The sequence below is a fragment of the Nocardiopsis ganjiahuensis DSM 45031 genome, assembly GCF_000341085.1.
In the GTDB taxonomy this organism is placed as follows: domain Bacteria; phylum Actinomycetota; class Actinomycetes; order Streptosporangiales; family Streptosporangiaceae; genus Nocardiopsis; species Nocardiopsis ganjiahuensis.
In genome coordinates, this window is sequence record NZ_ANBA01000002.1 from 86,673 (window position 1) to 102,987 (window position 16,315).

Consider the following 16,315-nt stretch of genomic DNA (forward strand, 5'->3'; position numbering starts at 1 on the left):
ATGTTCACCTTCGACAGCAGCGACGGCCTCACCGTGCACGTCCACGAATGGCAGCCCGACACCCCGCCGCGCGGGATCGTGCAGCTGGCACACGGCATGGGCGAGCACGCCCCTCGCTACGCACCCCTGGCCAGGGCGCTCAACGAGCACGGGTACGCGGTGTACGCCAACGACCACCGGGGCCACGGGGCCACCATGCACGCAGAACCCGGTCAGCTGGGCGCCGACGGCTGGAACCTGCTGGTCGCCGACATGGCCGCGCTCTCCCGCATCCTGCGCGACCGCCACCCCGGCCTGCCCCTGGTACTGGTCGGGCACAGCCTCGGTTCCTTCGCCGCCCAGCAGTACCTGTTGGCGCACGCGGACCTGCTCACCGGGGCCGCGCTCAGTGGTACCACCGCCGTGGACCTGTTCCTGGGGTCGGTCCCGCCGGGCACCACCGACCTCAACGAGGTGTTCAACCTCCCCTTCCAGCCGGTCCGGACCACCGCGGACTGGCTGAGCCGCGACGAGGAGCAGGTCGACCTCTACGTCGCCGACCCCCTGTGCGGGTTCGCGGTGGACGAGGACGGGCTGGTGGGGCTGGCCACCGCGGCCTTCGGGCCGCTCACGGACCTCTCGGGGATCCGTACCGACCTGCCCCTGTACGTCCTGGTCGGGGACCACGACCCGCTCAACCACCGCCTGAAGTTCAGCGACGCCCTGGTCGAGCGCTACCGCAAGGCCGGCGTGGCCGACCTCGTGTACCGCACCTACCCGGGCGCGCGGCACGAGGTGCTCAACGAGACCAACCGGGCCGAGGTCGGCGGTGAGCTGGTGGAGTGGGTGGACCGGGTGACAGGAGCCTGACCCCCGACTTCGGGTGCCTCGCGGCCAGGGCCTTAAGTCCCTTGAAAGCGGAGCGGAGCAGAATCGGAGCACCGGCACGGGCCGGTGCTCCCCCGCTTTCGCGGGGGCGTGTCCGTGGTTCCCCCACGCACGACGAACCCCACACCGGGAGAACGAGATGCGCGATCCTCTCCGTGCGCCCACCCCTCACCCGCGTCGGGCAGGCACCGCCCACGTCCCATGAGGGGCGCGAACCCCTGAGACCACGGATCTCCGGGGTACAGGCCCTTCCGGGGACGACACCCCGCAAGGGCCGGGGCGACATGCGGCTGGCGCACCACGAGAACGCCAGAAGACACCAGCGACACCTCCGCCGCGTACACCGGCGTGGGCCGGGCGCCCCCGGACGCTGCGGTGAGGACCCCGACCTCCCACCGCACCGAGCCGGTACCGGGCGCCCGGAAAGGCCGTGCGCCGGAGTACGGGGCGCCCGGCGCCGGGGAGCCTGGTGCGGGCGGGCGGACCCGGTCCCTTAGGTTGACCCCAGTAGGTATCGGTTCGACCGGAGGTACTCGCATGACCAGTGTCGTGAAGTTCAACGTACTGACCGTCCCCGAGGGTGAGGGCTCCACGCTGGAGGAGCGGTTCGCCAAGCGCGCGGGGCTCGTGGAGAACCAGGAGGGCTTCGAGGAGTTCCAGCTCCTGCGCCCGGTCGAGGGCACCGACAAGTACCTCGTCTACACCCGCTGGCGGTCCGAGGAGGACTTCCAGAACTGGGTGAGCGGACAGGCCTTCAAGAAGGGCCACGCCCAGGCCGCGGCCGACGCGAAGAAGGACGGCCACGCCCACGGCGGGCACGGTGGACCGGCGGCGACCAACAGTGAGATCTGGGGCTTCGAGGTCGTCCAGCACGTGACCGCGAAGAGCTGAACCCGGCCCCTCCGCCCTCCCGGCCGCTCGATCACACGCGCCGGGAGGGTCCGCGCCGCCGCCTCACTCCGGTCTGCGGGCCTCGATCAGGTGGCGGGCGGAATGGGCCACGAACGGTCCCTTCTCCCCGATCTGTTCGTGCAGTTCCCGTAGCCGGTCCCGGTACTGGTCAACGGTGAATCCGGGGACCATCCACACGACCTTGCGCAGGAAGTACACGACCGCGCCGATGTCCGCGAACTCCATGCGGAGCCGTTCGGACCGCAGGTCGACGATCTCCAGGCCGGCCGCTTCGGCACCGGCCCGGTCGTGGTCGGGGTGGCGGGAGTCGTGCACCTCCTCCGGCTGCGGACCGAGGAAGTACTCGACCAGCTCGAACACGCTGGACGGTCCGACGTGCTGCGCCAGGTAGGTGCCGCCGGGCGCGAGGACACGGGCGATCTCGTCCCACCACACGGTGACGGGATGGCGGCACACGACCAGGTCGAAGGCGGCGTCGGCGAAGGGCAGCGGCGGTTCGTCGGGGTCGGCGACCACCGCCACTCCCTTGGGGTGCAGCAGGCGGGTGGCCTTGACGACGTTGGGCGGCCACCCCTCGGTGGCGACGGTCAGCGGAGGGTGTACGGGGATCCCGGCGAGGACCTCGCCGCCGCCGGTCTGGATGTCGAGGGCGGCGGTGGCGCGGGCCATCCGTCCACCCATGAGGCGCTGGTAGCCCCAGGAGGGCCGCTGCTCGGTGGCGCGCCCCTCGAACCAGGAGAAGTCCCAGCCCTCGGTCGGTTCGGCTGCGGCCTCGTCGATGAGTCGGTCGAAGGTTCGGTCCATACCCGCATCGTCGCCCGGAGCAGGGGCGCGAGTCCACCGCTTTGTTTCCGGCCTGTGGACAACTCCGCGTCCCGCCACTCGTCCACCGGTCCTCGCCACCGGTGACCCCGGACCCCGGAGGCCGCCACCCGGTGCACGGGGTTCGGTCATGGGGCGACAGGATGGTCCGCTATGAGAACCGTCCTTCGGAGCGTCCAGCACGCCTTTCCCCTCTCCGCCGTGACCGCGGGGCTCATCGCCGTCCTGGTCGGGGTGACCAGCTCCGCGGCGATCGTGTTCACCGCCGCCGAGGCGGCCGGGGCCTCACCCGGGCAGATCGCCTCGTGGATGCTGGCTCTGGGCGTGGGTATGGCCGTGACCTGCGTGGGCCTGTCCCTGCGTTACAAGGCGCCCGTGGTGACCGCCTGGTCCACGCCGGGCGCGGCGCTGCTGGCGGTCGGTCTGGACGGGGTGACCATGGCCCAGGCCGTGGGCGCCTTCCTCTTCTCCGCCGCCCTCATCACGCTGAGCGGGGTGACGGGGTGGTTCGAGCGGGTGATGGACCGGATTCCGGTTCCGCTGGCCGCGGGCCTGCTGGCGGGGGTGCTGCTGCAGTTCGGGACCGGGCTGTTCACCAGCATGGAGGGTGACTTCACGGTGGTGTTCGCGATGTTCGCGGCCTACCTGCTGTGCCGCCGGTGGCTGCCCCGGTACGCGGTCCTGCTGTCCCTGCTCGCCGGTGGTCTGGTGGCCGCCGCTCAGGGTTCGCTGCGGTTGGGGTCGGTGGACCTGGCACTGGCCGCACCGGTGTTCGTCGCCCCCGAGTTCTCGTGGCAGGTGCTGGTCAGCGTCGGTCTGCCGCTGTTCGTGGTGACGATGGCCTCGCAGAACCTGCCCGGGGTGGCGGTGCTGCGCGGTGACGGCTACCGGGTGCCGATCTCCCCGGTGATCGGCTGGACCGGGGCGACCAACCTGGTCCTGGCGCCGTTCGGCTGCTACGGGATGAACCTGGCCGCGATCACCGCGGCGATCTGCACGGGCCCGCAGGCCCACCCGGATCCGGAGCGCCGCTACCTGGCAGGGGTGTGGGCGGGCGTCTTCTACCTGTGCGTGGGCGTGTTCGGTGCGACCGTGGCGTCCCTGCTGGCCACACTGCCCTCGACCCTGGTCCTGGCGATCGCCGGGCTGGGGCTGCTGGGCACGATCGGCGGTTCGCTGACCTCCGCGATGTCGGACGAGGACTCGCGGGAGGCCGCGGTGGTGACCTTCCTGGCGACGGCCTCAGGATTCACGCTGTTCGGGGTGGGTTCGGCCTTCTGGGGCCTGCTCGCCGGGGTCCTCACCCTGGTGGTGACCCGCTCCTACCGTTCCACGCCGAAGAGGCCCGCGGAGGGCGTCAAGGGATGAAAAGGGCTTGCCCGGGCGGGACTCGCACCGCTATACATACTGAGGCCGCAACCGACCCCCGGAGCGGCGACGACGAGAAAGGAGGCACATCCGATGTTCCCCGTGATCACCGCGTCCGTGTCCTCCCGGGTCAGCGACCACCGCTGATCCCGGTCACAGCGGGCGCACACACCGAAGGTGTTGGCTTGACCGCTCTTCCGAACGACCTGACCATCCGTTCCATCACCGGTCCCGAGGAGCTCGAACTCTTCAACCGGCTTCCCTACGTGCAGAACCACGAGCTCGCAGACGACCTCGCCAAGGGCCGCCGCCGGCCCTCCTGGATGTGGATGGCCCTCGACGGCGACCGCCTCCTGGCCCGGATGTCCTGGTGGTGCCGCGAACAGGACGACGCCCCGTTCCTCCTGGACCTCCTCGACGTGGTCGACGACGCCCACGACGTCGACCGTGTCGCCGTCGCCGAGCAGCTGCTGCGCACCGCGCACGCGTCCCTGTTCCCCGACGGCACCCCCGTCGCCCAGGGCACTCCCCCGCCCGAGTACCTGCGTTTCGTCCCCGCGAACTGGCGCGAGGACGAGGCGGCCCGACGCGTGGTGGAGGACCGTGTGCACGCGGTCGAGCGGGTGGGCGCCGTCCCGCTCGTCGAGCGCCTGCGCTTCGAGTGGTTCGCCGAGAACCCGGTTCCCGTGGTCGGCGACCGCCTGCGGTTCCGGGAGATCGAGAGCACCGAGGACATCCTCGGCCTCATGGCCCGGGCCCTGGACGGCACCCTGGACGTCCACGACCGGGCCGACCTCTCGGAGAAGTCCGCCGAGGAGGTCGCGGCGGCCAACTTCGCCGACGAGTTCGCCAACTACCGGACCCCCAGGTCCTGGTGGCGGGTGGCGACCCTCCCGGACGGTGAGCCCGTGGGCTTCGTGATCCCCGCCCGCAACGCCTACCACCCGATCATCGCCTACATCGCGGTGCTGCCCGAGTACCGGGGCAACGGCTACATCGACGACCTGCTCGCCGAGGGCACCCGGGTCCTGGCCGAGGAGGGCGCTCGGAACGTCCGGGCCGCCACGGACGTCGGGAACGTCCCCATGGCCCAGGCGTTCACCCGGGCCGGCTACGACACCGTCAGCGGAGTGGTGAACCTGACCTGGGAGAAGTAGGCCCACAGAGCAGCGGGCCCGGCGGCAGGCCCCGGTGCCGGGCCGCGGAGGTGGCGGAAGACTCCGCCGCCCGCGCGGAGGGCTGACCCCTGAGGGGAGGAGTGCTGCGGCGCCCCTCCCCTCGGCCGTGCCCGCACCGCGCGCGGCGGGGTGCGGCCGGCGAACGCGGCTAACGGGCTCCGGCGATGATGCGTCCGGTCTCGGCGACCGCGGCGAGGAGGTCCTGGGGGTCGGCGGTCATCCCGGCGACCACGAAGTCCACCTCCTCCAGACCGGCCTTGGCCAGCAGGGTCTTGTCGTTGGTGGCCCACTCGCCGCGGGCGGCCAGAACGGCGTGCGCCGCCTGCGAGGCGGCCTGGGCGACCAGCCCCGCGCACTGGGCCACCCGGCCGTGCGGGGCGTGGTTGCGCTCCGCGTAGGCGAGGTTGGCCGAGGCGAACCCCCGCCAGACCGGCGGCGCGCTCCGGCGGAGCGGGTTCGGGTACTCGGGGCGGGGCAGCTCCCCGACCAGTACCCGGCCCACGGCGAGCTCCGCCACCACCAGGTAGGTGGGGATGCCCACCAGGTGGAACATGAGCGGCTCGATCCGGAACCGGCCCTGCTCGGCCTCTGCCAGCTCGTGTTCCACCACGTCGAGGTCGCGGTAGTGGACGTCCACCGGTCGTCCGTCGATCCGCAGCCAGGCACCGCCGTTGAACACCCCCTCGCTCCAGCCGCCGAACTCCGAGACCTCTCCCTCCCAGCCCACGTCCCGCAGCGCCTGTGGGCCGAACTCGCCCCTGGAGCCCCGGTAGTAGACGGCGAGGTCCCAGTCGCTGTCGGGCCGGTGTGTGCCCTGGGCACGTGAACCGCCGAGGGTGACCGCCTCGACCCCGGGAAGGGCGGCGAGGCGGTCAGCGGTGGCGGCGAGGAAGCGTTCGTCGGGTTCGGCGAGGGTCATGCCTCCATGATGGCGTCACTCTCCGGGGGCCCGCAGGCCCTTTTCGGGCTGCGGGCCAGGAGGGCCTCCAGCGGCGGCGGTGGCCGCGACCGGGTCCGGTGCCCTGCTGCCGGGGCGCCCGTAGGTCACCCGGCGCAGGAACGTCCCGGCCGCCCCGGACCCGGAGCGCCCTCCCGGGGGCGCCCCCGCCGACCGGATCGGGACGGGGAAAAACCCCTGGTCCGCGCGCGGGCGGCGTTCCTAGACTGCGGGCATGGACTTCCCCCGCTTCCGCGACCCGGCGCTGCGCACCCTCCGTCCGGAGGAGGTCCATGTCGGCCTCTCCGGGGCGCGCGTGTTCCACCTCCACGACGGCACCGGCCGTCCGGTCGCCGTGTTCAAGAGTGTGCCGCCGGACCGGCCCGACCTCATGGCCGAGCTGATGGCCGAGTCGGAGAACACGGAACGGCTGTCCAGGGCCGGAGCGGCGGTCCCGAACCTGCTGGAGACCGGTGCCCCGCCGGAACGGACCGGGGTTCCGGGACTCCGGTGGATGCTCACCTCCCACCTGCCGGGAACCCCCGCCCACGAGCCCCGGGCCCTCCGGGAGCACCCGGACCTGGTGGAGGTCCTGGCCGAGGCCGCACACGGCCTCCACCGGCCCCACCCCGGTTCCGTGCTGCGGTACGAACGGCTGGAGGACGAGGTGGAGCGGGCCCGGGAACGGGTGGCCTCGGGGGTGGTCCAGCGCTCCTGGCAGGGCACCGGCCGGGCCGGAACCGACCCGGTCCGTGCGCTGGCCGAGGTGGAACGCCGGGTCGAGCGGGCGGGCCGCCTCCCCTTGGTGGTGACCCACGGGGACTTCTGCCTGCCGAACGTCCTGGTCACCCCGGAGGGCGGATGGGGGTTCGTGGATCTGGGCCGGGCCGGGCTCGCGGATTCGCACCGGGACCTGGCCGCCATGGTGGGCAGCCTGCGCAGTCGGCTGAACCCGCACTTCGGTGAGGCGGACGCCGAACGGTTCCTGGACGCCTACGGCCGGGAACGCGTCGACCCCGAAATGCTCGCGCTGCACTTCGAGGTCGACGCCTTCTTCTGGCCGGCGGCACCGGACTGACCCGCCCGGCCCGGAACTCCCGGCTCGGGGATCAGGGTTCCGGGGTGCCGTTGCCCCGTTTCCCGTTGGCGGCACCCTCGCCACCGGCACCGCCCGGAGCGCCTCCGTCCGCTCGCCTGTTCTGGCGGCGGATCCTGCGGGACCGGACGGCCAGCGGTGCGGTGCGTTCCCGCTGCGCGCCGGAGCCCTCAGCCGTCTCGGCCCGGAGGGCCTTCACGAGCGCGGCCATCATGAAGAAGCCGATCACGAAGAACGGCAGCCCGAACACGATGATCGTCTGTTGCAGGGCGTCGAGGCCGCCCACCCCGGATGCGGTGAGGACGGTGGCGGCGACCACCCCCTCAGTGATGCCCCAGAACACCCGCTGCCGGGTCGGGGAGTCCGCGGTGCCGGAGCAGAGCATGTCCACCACCAGGGACGCCGAGTCCGACGAGGTGGTGAAGAAGATGACCACGATGACGATGGCCACCATCGAGAGGAGGGTCGCCAGCGGGTAGTGGGTCAGGAAGGAGAAGAGCGCACCGGGGATGTCCTCCTGCTCCACGACCTCCTCGACCAGGCCGCCGCCCTGGTTCATCTCGATGTCGAAGGAGGAGAGCCCGAACACGCTGAACCAGACGATGCTGAAGGCCGTGGGCAGGCCCAGCACCCCCAGGACGAACTCCCGGATGGTGCGCCCCTTGGAGATGCGGGCGATGAAGATCCCCACGAACGGCGACCAGGTGATGGTCCACGCCCAGTAGAAGACCGTCCAGGAGCCCTGCCATCCCGTGTTCCCGAACGTGTCGTTCCAGAACGAGAGCGGGACCAACCACTCCAGGTACACGCCGGTGGTCTCGATGATGCCCTTGGCCAGGAACAGGGTGGACCCGGCGAAGAACACGAAGAGGAGCAGCCCGACCGCCATCACGATGTTGATGGAGGAGAGCCACTTGATGCCGACGTCCAGACCGGTCATCACGGATATCACCGCGATGAGCGTGATGACGGAGATGAGGATGATCTGGGTGAGGCGGCTCTCCTCGAGACCGAACAGCGTGTTGAGCCCGCTGTTGATCTGCATGGTGCCCAGGCCGATGGTGACCGCCACGCCGAACAGGGTGCCCAGGACCGCGAAGATGTCGATCGTCCGGCCGATCGGGCCGTGGACGCGCTCTCCGAGGAAGGGGTAGAAGATCGAACTGACCCGGAAGGGCAGGCCCTTGCGGTAGACGAAGTAGGCGAAGGCCAGGGCGGGCAGGCAGAAGATCGTCCAGGTGTGCAGGCCGAAGTGGTAGAGCGTGAACCCCATGGCCTGCTCCGCGGCCTCCACCGATCCGGGTTGGGCGTTCCCCTGCGGAGGTTCGGCGAAATGGCTGATCGGTTCGGCCACCCCCCAGAACATGAGGATGCTCCCGATCCCGGCCGCGAACAGCATGCAGAACCAGGTGAGGTTGGTGTAGTCGGGTGTGCTGTCCGGCGGGCCGAGGCGGATGTGCCCGAAGCGGCTGAACGCGATCCAGATCAGGAAAATCAGGAACGACGTCACCCCGAGGATGTAGAGCCACCCCATCTGGGACAGTATCCAGTCCGAAGTGGCGCCGAAGACGAGGTCGACCGTATCGGTGAAGGCGATGGCGCACACGACGAACAGGACGGTCAACCCGGCCGATATGAAGAAGATCGCCGGGTTCGTCTCCAAACCCAGCTTCCGTGCCAGCTTTTCGAACATGCCGACTGCTTTCTGCTGTCTCGGGGTTGTTCGACAGAGCGGGCGAATACCTGTGCCCACGTGTCGACCTCGGGCAAGGATACGCACAAGGAAAGCGATTCCGCCTCTGCCACTTGCCTTTGCCTGAAAGCTGAAACCGTCTTTCCTGTGGCACACTCGAATTACATCACGAACAAGTTGGAAATCCTCCTACAAAACACGACAAATCTTCCCCTGCTCATATGCCCTTCAAAGGGAAAGCAAAACTCACCGGCCGTCCTCCGGCCGGGCCCGCGGACACCCGCACACGGGACCGGGGAGTTCCGTCGCCCCGCGTGCGGCGGGCGGCACGGCGTGTCGTCCGCCTGTCGCCGTTCCTGCGGCTCGGCCTTCCGGAGCCGCGAGGACACCGTGGTTCGTGGGAGTCTCGTGGGGAAGAAGCCCTTTCGTACCCGAACCCGACGCCCCTGATCGGCCGACCCTGGGAGTGCCTCTTGAACGCTGTGCTGTTCGACATGTTCGGCGTGGTCGCCATGGACCAGTCACCGACGGTCCGCGCCACGATGGTGGAGTACTCCGGTCACGGCCACGACGCCTTCTGGGCCGCCTACTGGGCGCCGCGCCAGGACTACGACCGGGGCGACCTGGACGGCCCCTCCTACTGGAAGACGGTGGGCGGCCTCCTCGGGGAGCCCTTCGGCCCCGAGCAGGTCGAGCGGTTCATCTCCCTGGACCTGGACAGCTGGTCGCGGGTGAACGGGGACTCGGTGGCGCTGGTGTCGGAGCTCGCCGAGGCGGGGGTGCCGCTCGGGCTGCTCTCGAACATCCCCTCGGAGTTGGCCGCCCGCTTCGAGGAACACCACGCGCGCGTACTGGACCTGTTTCCGACGCTGGGGTTCTCCTGCCGGATCAGGCACGCCAAGCCCGAGGCCGGAGCCTACGAGTGGTGTCTGGAGCGCATGGGTGTCCCGGCCGGGGACGTCCTGTTCGTGGACGACAAACGGGCCAACGTCGAGGCCGCCGAAAGGCTCGGGCTCCAGGGGCACGTGTTCACATCGGCTCCGGAGCTGCGCCGGGCGCTGGGCCGCGGCTGAGGGCCCGACCGACGGGGCCGGCAGGGACGACGGGGACCGCAGCGCCGTCAGGAACGGCAGGACCGCCGGAACCGGTCGGCGCCGGATCGGCCGGGGCGTGCCACCACCGCCGTGTGGCGGCCGCGGGGGCCGGAGCCACGCTCCGGTGGCGGCAGCAAACCGCCACCGGTGGTCGTCGGCCGCCCGTGGGGCGGGTGCCGCTCAGGCGTCGAGCTCGCGGAGGAGCTCGGCGACCTTCTCGGGCTGCTCGTACAGGGACAGGTGCCCGGCCCCCTCGATGGTGTGCACGTCGGAGTCGAGGAACCGGCGGGCCGGTCCGTGCAGACGCGCGGGTGAGAAGAACGGGTCGTGGGAGCCGGTGGCCACTCGGACCGGGGTCCCGGCCCAGGCGAGGAAGGACTCCGCGTGGAGCGGGGTCGGGTGGGAGTGGGTACGGCAGTGGCGCGACACCAGTGTCAGCCACTCCGCCTCGGAGCGGTGCTCCTCGCAGCCGGTGTCCGTCGCCGGACCGCTGAGGAACTCCACGAGCCGGGTGCTGGTCTGCTCGTTGGGGTGGATCATCCACGGCAGGGTGGCGCGCATCGACTCCGAACTGACGCCCGCCGCGGTCAACCCGGCCGGGTTGAGCAGCAGCATCCCCGCGACGAGCGGGTTCGGGGTCGAGGCCAGCGCGATCGCGGCGCCCCGCGAGTGGCCCAGGACGATGACCGGGCCGTCGGTGATCCGGGGCAGCAGTTCGTCGAGCCACGCACCGTAGGTCTCCGTCCGGGAACCCGCGGTCCGCTGGCTGCAGCTCAGACCGGGCTGTCCCGGTGGGTCGACCAGCAGTACCGGCCGGTCCGCGGCGAGCGCGCGGGCTGCGGGAACCGTGGTGGCGGCGTTGAAGTTGGTACCCGACAGGACCAGGACCGGGGTTCCGGTTCCACCCGAGGCGCGGAAGGCCTGTGTGGGGCCCAGACGGGTTTCCACGGGCGGAAGGGGTCCGAGTTCGGGCCACTGGCTCAGGGCTTTGTGACACCAGGCGTGCACGGACCGCTCAGCGGTTTCGGAGCGGTAGACGCGCGCGGCGCGCAGGGGGACGACGGTCATGGATCTGGTTTCGCCTAGAGAGAGGTGTGGTGTCCGCCGTGTGAACTTTCCCGGCGCACCAGAGAGGACTGTACGCCTCTGTCCGGCCACCCGCCACTCAGGACCCGGGGTCCTCGGTGTGGTGTTGCCGACGAGCTGCGCACAACAGGTCCCTACCCCTCGCGAAGTGTCCCCTGTTGGGCGTGTTCCCCCTGGTGTGAGGGGTGTCGATCCCGTCCGGAAGCGGTCATCCGCCGTCACGGAGTTTATTTCCGTCGCGGTGCGGTTCCCGACGGTCCGGGCACGGCGTCCGGCCGCTGGACGGACCAACGGACGGCCCTCCCGTCCGACCGGTGGACCCGGGGCCTCCGGGACGCCCCAGGCCCGCCGAGTGCGACTCGGCGGGCCTGGGGACCGTGGCCGCGACCGTGACCAGGAACACCGCCGGGGCTACGGCGGGCCGTCCTGAGCACCGGTCCGGTCGGTCGGGGTCAGTTCAGCGTGTCGGGGTTCGGGCCGATGCGTCCGCCGCGGTCCAGCGAGTTGATCCGGTCCATGTCCTCGGCGGTGAGCTCGAAGTCGAAGACGTCGAAGTTCTCCCGGATCCGCGACGGGGTCACGGACTTGGGGATGACGACGTTGCCGAGCTGGAGGTGCCAGCGCAGCACGATCTGGGCGGCGGACTTGCCGTGCTCGGTGCCGAGCTCGGCCAGGACGGGGTCCCCGAGCAGCTCCTTGCCCTGTCCCAGGGGGCTCCAGGCCTCGGTGAGCAGGCCCTTGGCGGCGTTGGCCGCGCGCATCTCGGTCTGCGAGAAGTAGGGGTGCAGCTCGATCTGGTTGATCGCGGGCACGACCTCGGTCTCACCGACCAGGCGTTCCAGGTGCTGCGCGGTGAAGTTGGACACGCCGATGCTCTTGGCACGGCCCTCGGCGTGGATGCGCTCCAGCGCCTTCCAGGTCTCGACGTAGGTGTCGCGCTCCGGGAGCGGCCAGTGGATCAGGTACAGGTCGACGTACTCGGTGCCCAGGCGCTCCAGGCTGGCGTCGAAGGCCTTCAGTGCCTTGTCGTAGCCCTGGTCACCGTTCCCCAGCTTGGTGGTGAGGAAGATGTCCTCACGGGCCACACCGGAGTCGGCGACGGCGCGGCCGGTGCCCTTCTCGTTCTGGTACAGCTGGGCGGTGTCGATGCTGCGGTAACCGGCCTCGATGGCGGTCGTGACGGCGCTGTAGGCCTCGTCGTCGGGGACCTGCCAGACACCGAAACCGAGCTGCGGCATGGTGAGGCCGCTGTTCAGCGTGACGTACTGCAAAGGGGTGCCTTTCGACGGTGATGTGCGGGTCGCGGCTGTGGACGTGCCGCGGTTGCTCCCACGGAGTCCGGGCCCGTGGCGGCGGATTCCCCGGGATGCCGGGGGCGGGGACCCGGGGGTCCCCATGATGCCGACCTGGAGTGCACTCCAGGCAAATCGCGGGGACCCCCTGAGGAACGGACCGGACCGGGATCAGGCGGGCAGGCGCACCAGCATCTTGCCGGTGTTGGCGCCGCGCATCATGCCGAGGAACGCGTCGACGGCGTTGTCGATGCCCTCGACCACGGTCTCCTCGGTGCGCAGCTTGCCCTCGGCCAGCCACTGGGCGGCGTTCTTGTAGTACTCGGGGGCGAGGTCGCCGTGGTCTCCGACGAGGAAGCCCTGGAGCTTGATCCGCTTGCCGACCAGCAGCCCGAGGTTGTCCGGGCCCGGGACCGGCTCGGTGGCGTTGTAGGACGAGATCGCCCCGCAGAGCGCGGCCCGGCCGTGGACGCGCATGCCCTGGATGGCGGCGCGCAGGTGGTCGCCGCCGACGTTGTCGAAGTAGACGTCGATGCCCTCGGGCGCGGCCTCCGCCAGCTGGCCCTCCAGGTCGCCCTCGCGGTAGTCGATGGCGGCGTCGTAGCCGAACTCCTCCAGCAGGCGGCGCTTCTTCTCCGGGCCGCCGGCGGAGCCGATCACCTTGGAGGCGCCGAGCTGCTTGGCGATCTGGCCGGCGAGGCTGCCGACCGCGCCCGCGGCGCCGGAGACGAACACCACGTCGCCCTCCTTGAGCCCGGCGACGGCGGTCAGGCCCGCGTAGGCGGTGAGGCCGACCATGCCGAGCGCGCCGAGGTAGGCCTGGGCGGGTACGGCGTCGGTGTCCACGACCTTGGCCCGGGACGCCTCAACGAGCGCGTACTGGCGCCATCCCTGGAAGTGCAGGACGCTGGCGCCGACGGGGACGTCGGGGCTCTCGGAGGCGACGACGGTGCCGATCGCGCCGCCCTCCATGACCTTGCCGAGCTCGAACGGCGGCACGTAGGACTTCACGTCGTTCATGCGACCGCGCATGTAGGGGTCGACCGACATCCAGTCGTTGCGGACCAGGACCTGGCCCGGGGCGGGGTCGGCGACGGTGGTCTCGACCACGGCGAAGTCCTCGGGCTTCGGTTCCCCGGAGGGACGGGCGACGAGGTGGACTTCCTTGGAAACGGGCATGGTTGGAACACTCCCCCTGAACGCGGCTTCGTGGGATCGGGGTATCGATACGACCACGGGCTCCCGACACTAAACCCGAACGCCATACGGGGACCAATAGAATCGGCGAAGTGACCTATAGAATTTCCAATGGTTCGGCCTCGATCGAAACCACCCCCAGGGCGGACGGACCGCTGGACCTCCAGCTGCTCCGCACTTTCCTCGCCGTGCACCGCTCGGGCTCCTTCACGGCCGCGGCCCAGTTGCTGCGTCTGTCACAGCCGACCGTGACCACCCAGATACGGGCCCTGGAACGGCGCCTGGGGCACGCGCTCTTCGAACGCCTCCCCCGCGGTGTGGCACCCACCACGGACGCGAACGACCTCGCCGCCCGGGTGTCGGGGCCGCTCGACGACCTGGAGACGGTGGCGTTCCAGAGCCACCCCGGGACCGAGTCGGAGCCGACCGCGCCGCTGCGGCTGGCGGGCCCGGCCGAGCTGATCGGCGAACGCGTCCTGCCGGCCCTGGCCCCGCTGGTCGCCGGGGAGAAGCTGAGGCTGCGCGTGCACACCGGGCTGACCGACGACCTGCTGGAGGGGTTGCGGGCGGGGCGGCACGACCTGGTGTTGTCCACGGTCCGGCCCCGGGGTCGGGCTGTGCTCGCCGAACCGCTGATGGACGAGGAGTTCGTCCTGGTCGCCGCGCCCTCCTGGGCGGAGCGGGTCGGCCTCGCCCGGGTCCAGCGCCAGGGCTGCGCCGCCCTGTGCGGGGTCCCCCTGGTCACCTACGCCGACGACCTGCCCATCGCCCGCCGGTACTGGCGGCACGTGTTCGGGGTGCGGTTGACCCACACCCCCGAGCTCACCGTGCCGGACCTGCGCTCGGTGATGTCCGCAGTGGTGAACGGGGCGGGGGCGTCCGTCCTGCCGCGCTACCTGTGCCAGCGGGCCCTGCTCGACGGGAGCCTGGTGGCACTGCTGGAGCCGGAGGACCCGCCGTTCAACACCGTCTACCTGGCCCGGCGTCCCGGGGCGTCCGACAACCCCCACCTGGAGCTGGTCCGCTCCCACCTGACCAGGGCCGCCCGTACCTGGTGAGGGCCGGGCCCGGGGCCACCGCTACTGGCCGTGCGGAGCAGCGTCCGGGTCCGGGCCGGTCCAGTCGCGCAGACGCTCCACCAGCTCGCGTTCCCGTGCCTCTGACAGGTGGACTCCGAACACCGAGCGCAGGGTCTCCGGCACGTCCTCCGCGGAGATCTCGCGGGTGTGCTTCTCCCCGTTCGGCAGGTAGGTGTTCAGGGTCCGACCCGCGAGCGAGCGCCGCACCCGCGCGCCGTTGTGGGCGACGACGGGCTGCTGGGTGAACGGCGACGACCCGTGCGTGGCCGCGATGATGTTGGCGTCCTCGTAGTCGGACCGGTAGTGGCGTTCCTCCGTGAACTGCACGACGTTGAACCAGTCGCCCGGCCCCGGCCTCCGGTAGCGGAGCAGCCAGTGCCCCAGGTCCGTGCGGTCCATCCGGTACTCCCACGGTCCCGTGGCCACCCTCGCCCCCTCGGTCAGGGGGACCGGCTCGCGCGGTCCGACGTTGCCGATGCCCACGTCCACGTGCCAGTCCGTCCCGTCGATCACCACGGACAGGACGGCGTGCCCGCGAGCGGTCATGACGCCTTCGTCCGCGCCCATCAGCATGCGGGCGTTGCGGCCGGTGACCTGGAAGCCGAGGCGGTCGAGGACCGTGCCGAACAGGATGTTCTGTTCGTGGCAGTAGCCGCCCCGCCGACCGTGCACCAGCTTGTCCTGGAGGGAGCCGATGTCCAGGGGCACCGGGAGGCCCAGGTAGGGGTTGATCCCCTCGAAGGGGATCGCCTCCAGGTGGGCGGCCTGGAGTGCGCGCAGGGTGGCCAGGGTGGGGTCGAGGGGTCCGTCGTAGCCGATCCGTTCGAGGTAGGCCGCGAGGTCCAGGGGGTCGGAGTCCCAGCGCGCGGACAGGTCGGGGAGTTCACCCGCGCCGGAGTGTCCCTCGGGTACCCGAGGGGTGTTCTGGCTGTTCGGAGCGGTGTTCTGAGTGGTCATCGGTGACTCCTGAAGGCTGAAGGGCTGCTCGGCGGGGCGGTCGGGACGAGCGGGGTGAGCGGGGTGGGCGGGGTCGGGCTACGGCCTGGCCGCGGCCAGGGTTCCGGCGAAGGCCGCCAGCCGCCCGCCCTGGTAGCGGGCGGCCGTGAGCACCGCCTTCGCGTAGTCGGCGTCCACCGCGGCCCGCTCCTCCACCTGGCTGACCCCGTACGGGTTGCCGCCCGCCCGGTGGACCACCTCGTAGTCGACGTATCCGGTGGGCACGACGACCGCTCCCCAGTGGAAGAACGTGTTGTAGAGGGAGAGCAGGGTGGACTCCTGGCCGCCGTGCTCCTCGTAGCTCCCGGTGAAGCCGGTGGCCGGCTTGTCCGCGAGCTCACCCGCCTGCCAGGGCCCGCTGGTCGTGTCCAGGAACTGGCGCAGCTGGGCCGCGACGTTCCCGAACCTGGTGGGTGTGCCGAAGGCGTAGCCGTTGGCCCAGCGGAGGTCGTCGAGCGAGGGTTCGGGGACGTGTGCGGTGGCGTCCAGGTGGGCCCGCCAGGCGGGATCGGCCTCGACCACCTCCGCGGGGGCCAGCTCGGGGACCCGGCGCAGCCGGACCTCGGCGCCCGCGTCGGCGGCCCCGTCCACGACCGCTTCGGCGAGCCGGTGGACGTTGCCGGTGGACGAGTAGTACACGACGGTGATGCGGGCGTTCTGCGCGCTCATCGGTTCCTCCCTTGCGTCGGTGCCGGCGC

General features: G+C 71.1%; 15 protein-coding genes. 7 read left to right on the forward strand and 8 right to left on the reverse strand.

Going from position 1 to position 16,315, the window contains the following annotated elements:
• Both D458_RS0101025 and D458_RS0101030 read left to right on the forward strand, forming a co-directional pair.
• Positions 1-849: an alpha/beta hydrolase gene (locus tag D458_RS0101025; protein WP_017584866.1), complete on the forward strand. Its 849-nt coding sequence runs from the start codon at positions 1-3 to the stop codon at positions 847-849.
• A gap of 555 nt (positions 850-1,404) precedes the next feature.
• On the forward strand, positions 1,405-1,758 hold the full coding sequence (locus D458_RS0101030) for an antibiotic biosynthesis monooxygenase family protein (protein WP_017583371.1): 354 nt from the start codon (positions 1,405-1,407) through the stop codon (positions 1,756-1,758).
• 63 nt (positions 1,759-1,821) lie between these two features.
• Here the strand turns inward: D458_RS0101030 and D458_RS0101035 are convergent, their stop codons facing one another.
• Positions 1,822-2,583: a class I SAM-dependent methyltransferase gene (locus tag D458_RS0101035; protein ID WP_017584867.1), complete on the reverse strand. Its 762-nt coding sequence runs from the start codon at positions 2,581-2,583 to the stop codon at positions 1,822-1,824.
• A gap of 171 nt (positions 2,584-2,754) precedes the next feature.
• Between D458_RS0101035 and D458_RS0101040 the strand changes: the two genes are divergently transcribed.
• Both D458_RS0101040 and D458_RS0101045 read left to right on the forward strand, forming a co-directional pair.
• Positions 2,755-3,969, forward strand: a complete 1,215-nt coding sequence (locus D458_RS0101040; RefSeq protein ID WP_017584868.1) for a benzoate/H(+) symporter BenE family transporter — start codon at positions 2,755-2,757, stop codon at positions 3,967-3,969.
• Between the two features lie 185 nt (positions 3,970-4,154).
• Positions 4,155-5,126, forward strand: coding sequence for a GNAT family N-acetyltransferase (locus D458_RS0101045; protein ID WP_017584869.1), 972 nt, complete (start codon positions 4,155-4,157; stop codon positions 5,124-5,126).
• Positions 5,127-5,295: 169 nt separating this feature from the next.
• On the opposite strand, the gene D458_RS0101050 is transcribed toward D458_RS0101045, so the two are convergent.
• Positions 5,296-6,066 carry a nucleotidyltransferase domain-containing protein gene (locus D458_RS0101050; RefSeq protein ID WP_017584870.1) on the reverse strand — a complete coding sequence of 257 codons (771 nt, stop codon included), beginning with the start codon at positions 6,064-6,066 and terminating at the stop codon, positions 5,296-5,298.
• Positions 6,067-6,319: 253 nt separating this feature from the next.
• Between D458_RS0101050 and D458_RS0101055 the strand changes: the two genes are divergently transcribed.
• Complete coding sequence (locus D458_RS0101055; RefSeq protein WP_017584871.1) at positions 6,320-7,162, forward strand: aminoglycoside phosphotransferase APH(3'); 843 nt, start codon at positions 6,320-6,322, stop codon at positions 7,160-7,162.
• A 31-nt stretch (positions 7,163-7,193) separates the two neighbouring features.
• On the opposite strand, the gene D458_RS0101060 is transcribed toward D458_RS0101055, so the two are convergent.
• The gene (locus tag D458_RS0101060) at positions 7,194-8,873 is read right to left on the reverse strand and encodes a BCCT family transporter (RefSeq protein WP_017584872.1); all 1,680 of its coding nucleotides are present in this window, start codon (positions 8,871-8,873) and stop codon (positions 7,194-7,196) included.
• Between the two features lie 473 nt (positions 8,874-9,346).
• Between D458_RS0101060 and D458_RS0101065 the strand changes: the two genes are divergently transcribed.
• A complete protein-coding gene (locus D458_RS0101065) occupies positions 9,347-9,946 on the forward strand; it encodes an HAD family hydrolase (RefSeq protein WP_026118873.1) in 600 nt (199 codons plus the stop codon).
• Between the two features lie 201 nt (positions 9,947-10,147).
• On the opposite strand, the gene D458_RS0101070 is transcribed toward D458_RS0101065, so the two are convergent.
• The 3 genes from D458_RS0101070 to D458_RS0101080 all read right to left on the reverse strand — a co-directional run bounded on the left by D458_RS0101070 (position 10,148) and on the right by D458_RS0101080 (position 13,524).
• Positions 10,148-11,035 (reverse strand): alpha/beta fold hydrolase, encoded by an 888-nt coding sequence (locus tag D458_RS0101070; protein WP_017584874.1) that lies wholly within the window; start codon positions 11,033-11,035, stop codon positions 10,148-10,150.
• A gap of 470 nt (positions 11,036-11,505) precedes the next feature.
• Positions 11,506-12,324 (reverse strand): aldo/keto reductase, encoded by an 819-nt coding sequence (locus D458_RS0101075; RefSeq protein ID WP_017584875.1) that lies wholly within the window; start codon positions 12,322-12,324, stop codon positions 11,506-11,508.
• Positions 12,325-12,516: 192 nt separating this feature from the next.
• Positions 12,517-13,524, reverse strand: a complete 1,008-nt coding sequence (locus tag D458_RS0101080) for an NADP-dependent oxidoreductase (RefSeq protein WP_017584876.1) — start codon at positions 13,522-13,524, stop codon at positions 12,517-12,519.
• Positions 13,525-13,697: 173 nt separating this feature from the next.
• Here D458_RS0101080 and D458_RS0101085 point away from each other — a divergent pair, with 173 nt between their 5' ends.
• Positions 13,698-14,600 (forward strand): LysR family transcriptional regulator, encoded by a 903-nt coding sequence (locus D458_RS0101085; RefSeq protein WP_026118874.1) that lies wholly within the window; start codon positions 13,698-13,700, stop codon positions 14,598-14,600.
• A gap of 21 nt (positions 14,601-14,621) precedes the next feature.
• On the opposite strand, the gene D458_RS32755 is transcribed toward D458_RS0101085, so the two are convergent.
• Positions 14,622-15,578: an arylamine N-acetyltransferase family protein gene (locus D458_RS32755; protein ID WP_017584878.1), complete on the reverse strand. Its 957-nt coding sequence runs from the start codon at positions 15,576-15,578 to the stop codon at positions 14,622-14,624.
• Positions 15,579-15,656: 78 nt separating this feature from the next.
• Positions 15,657-16,286 carry an NAD(P)H:quinone oxidoreductase gene (gene wrbA / locus D458_RS0101095; RefSeq protein WP_017584879.1) on the reverse strand — a complete coding sequence of 210 codons (630 nt, stop codon included), beginning with the start codon at positions 16,284-16,286 and terminating at the stop codon, positions 15,657-15,659.
• Positions 16,287-16,315: the final 29 nt, after the last annotated feature.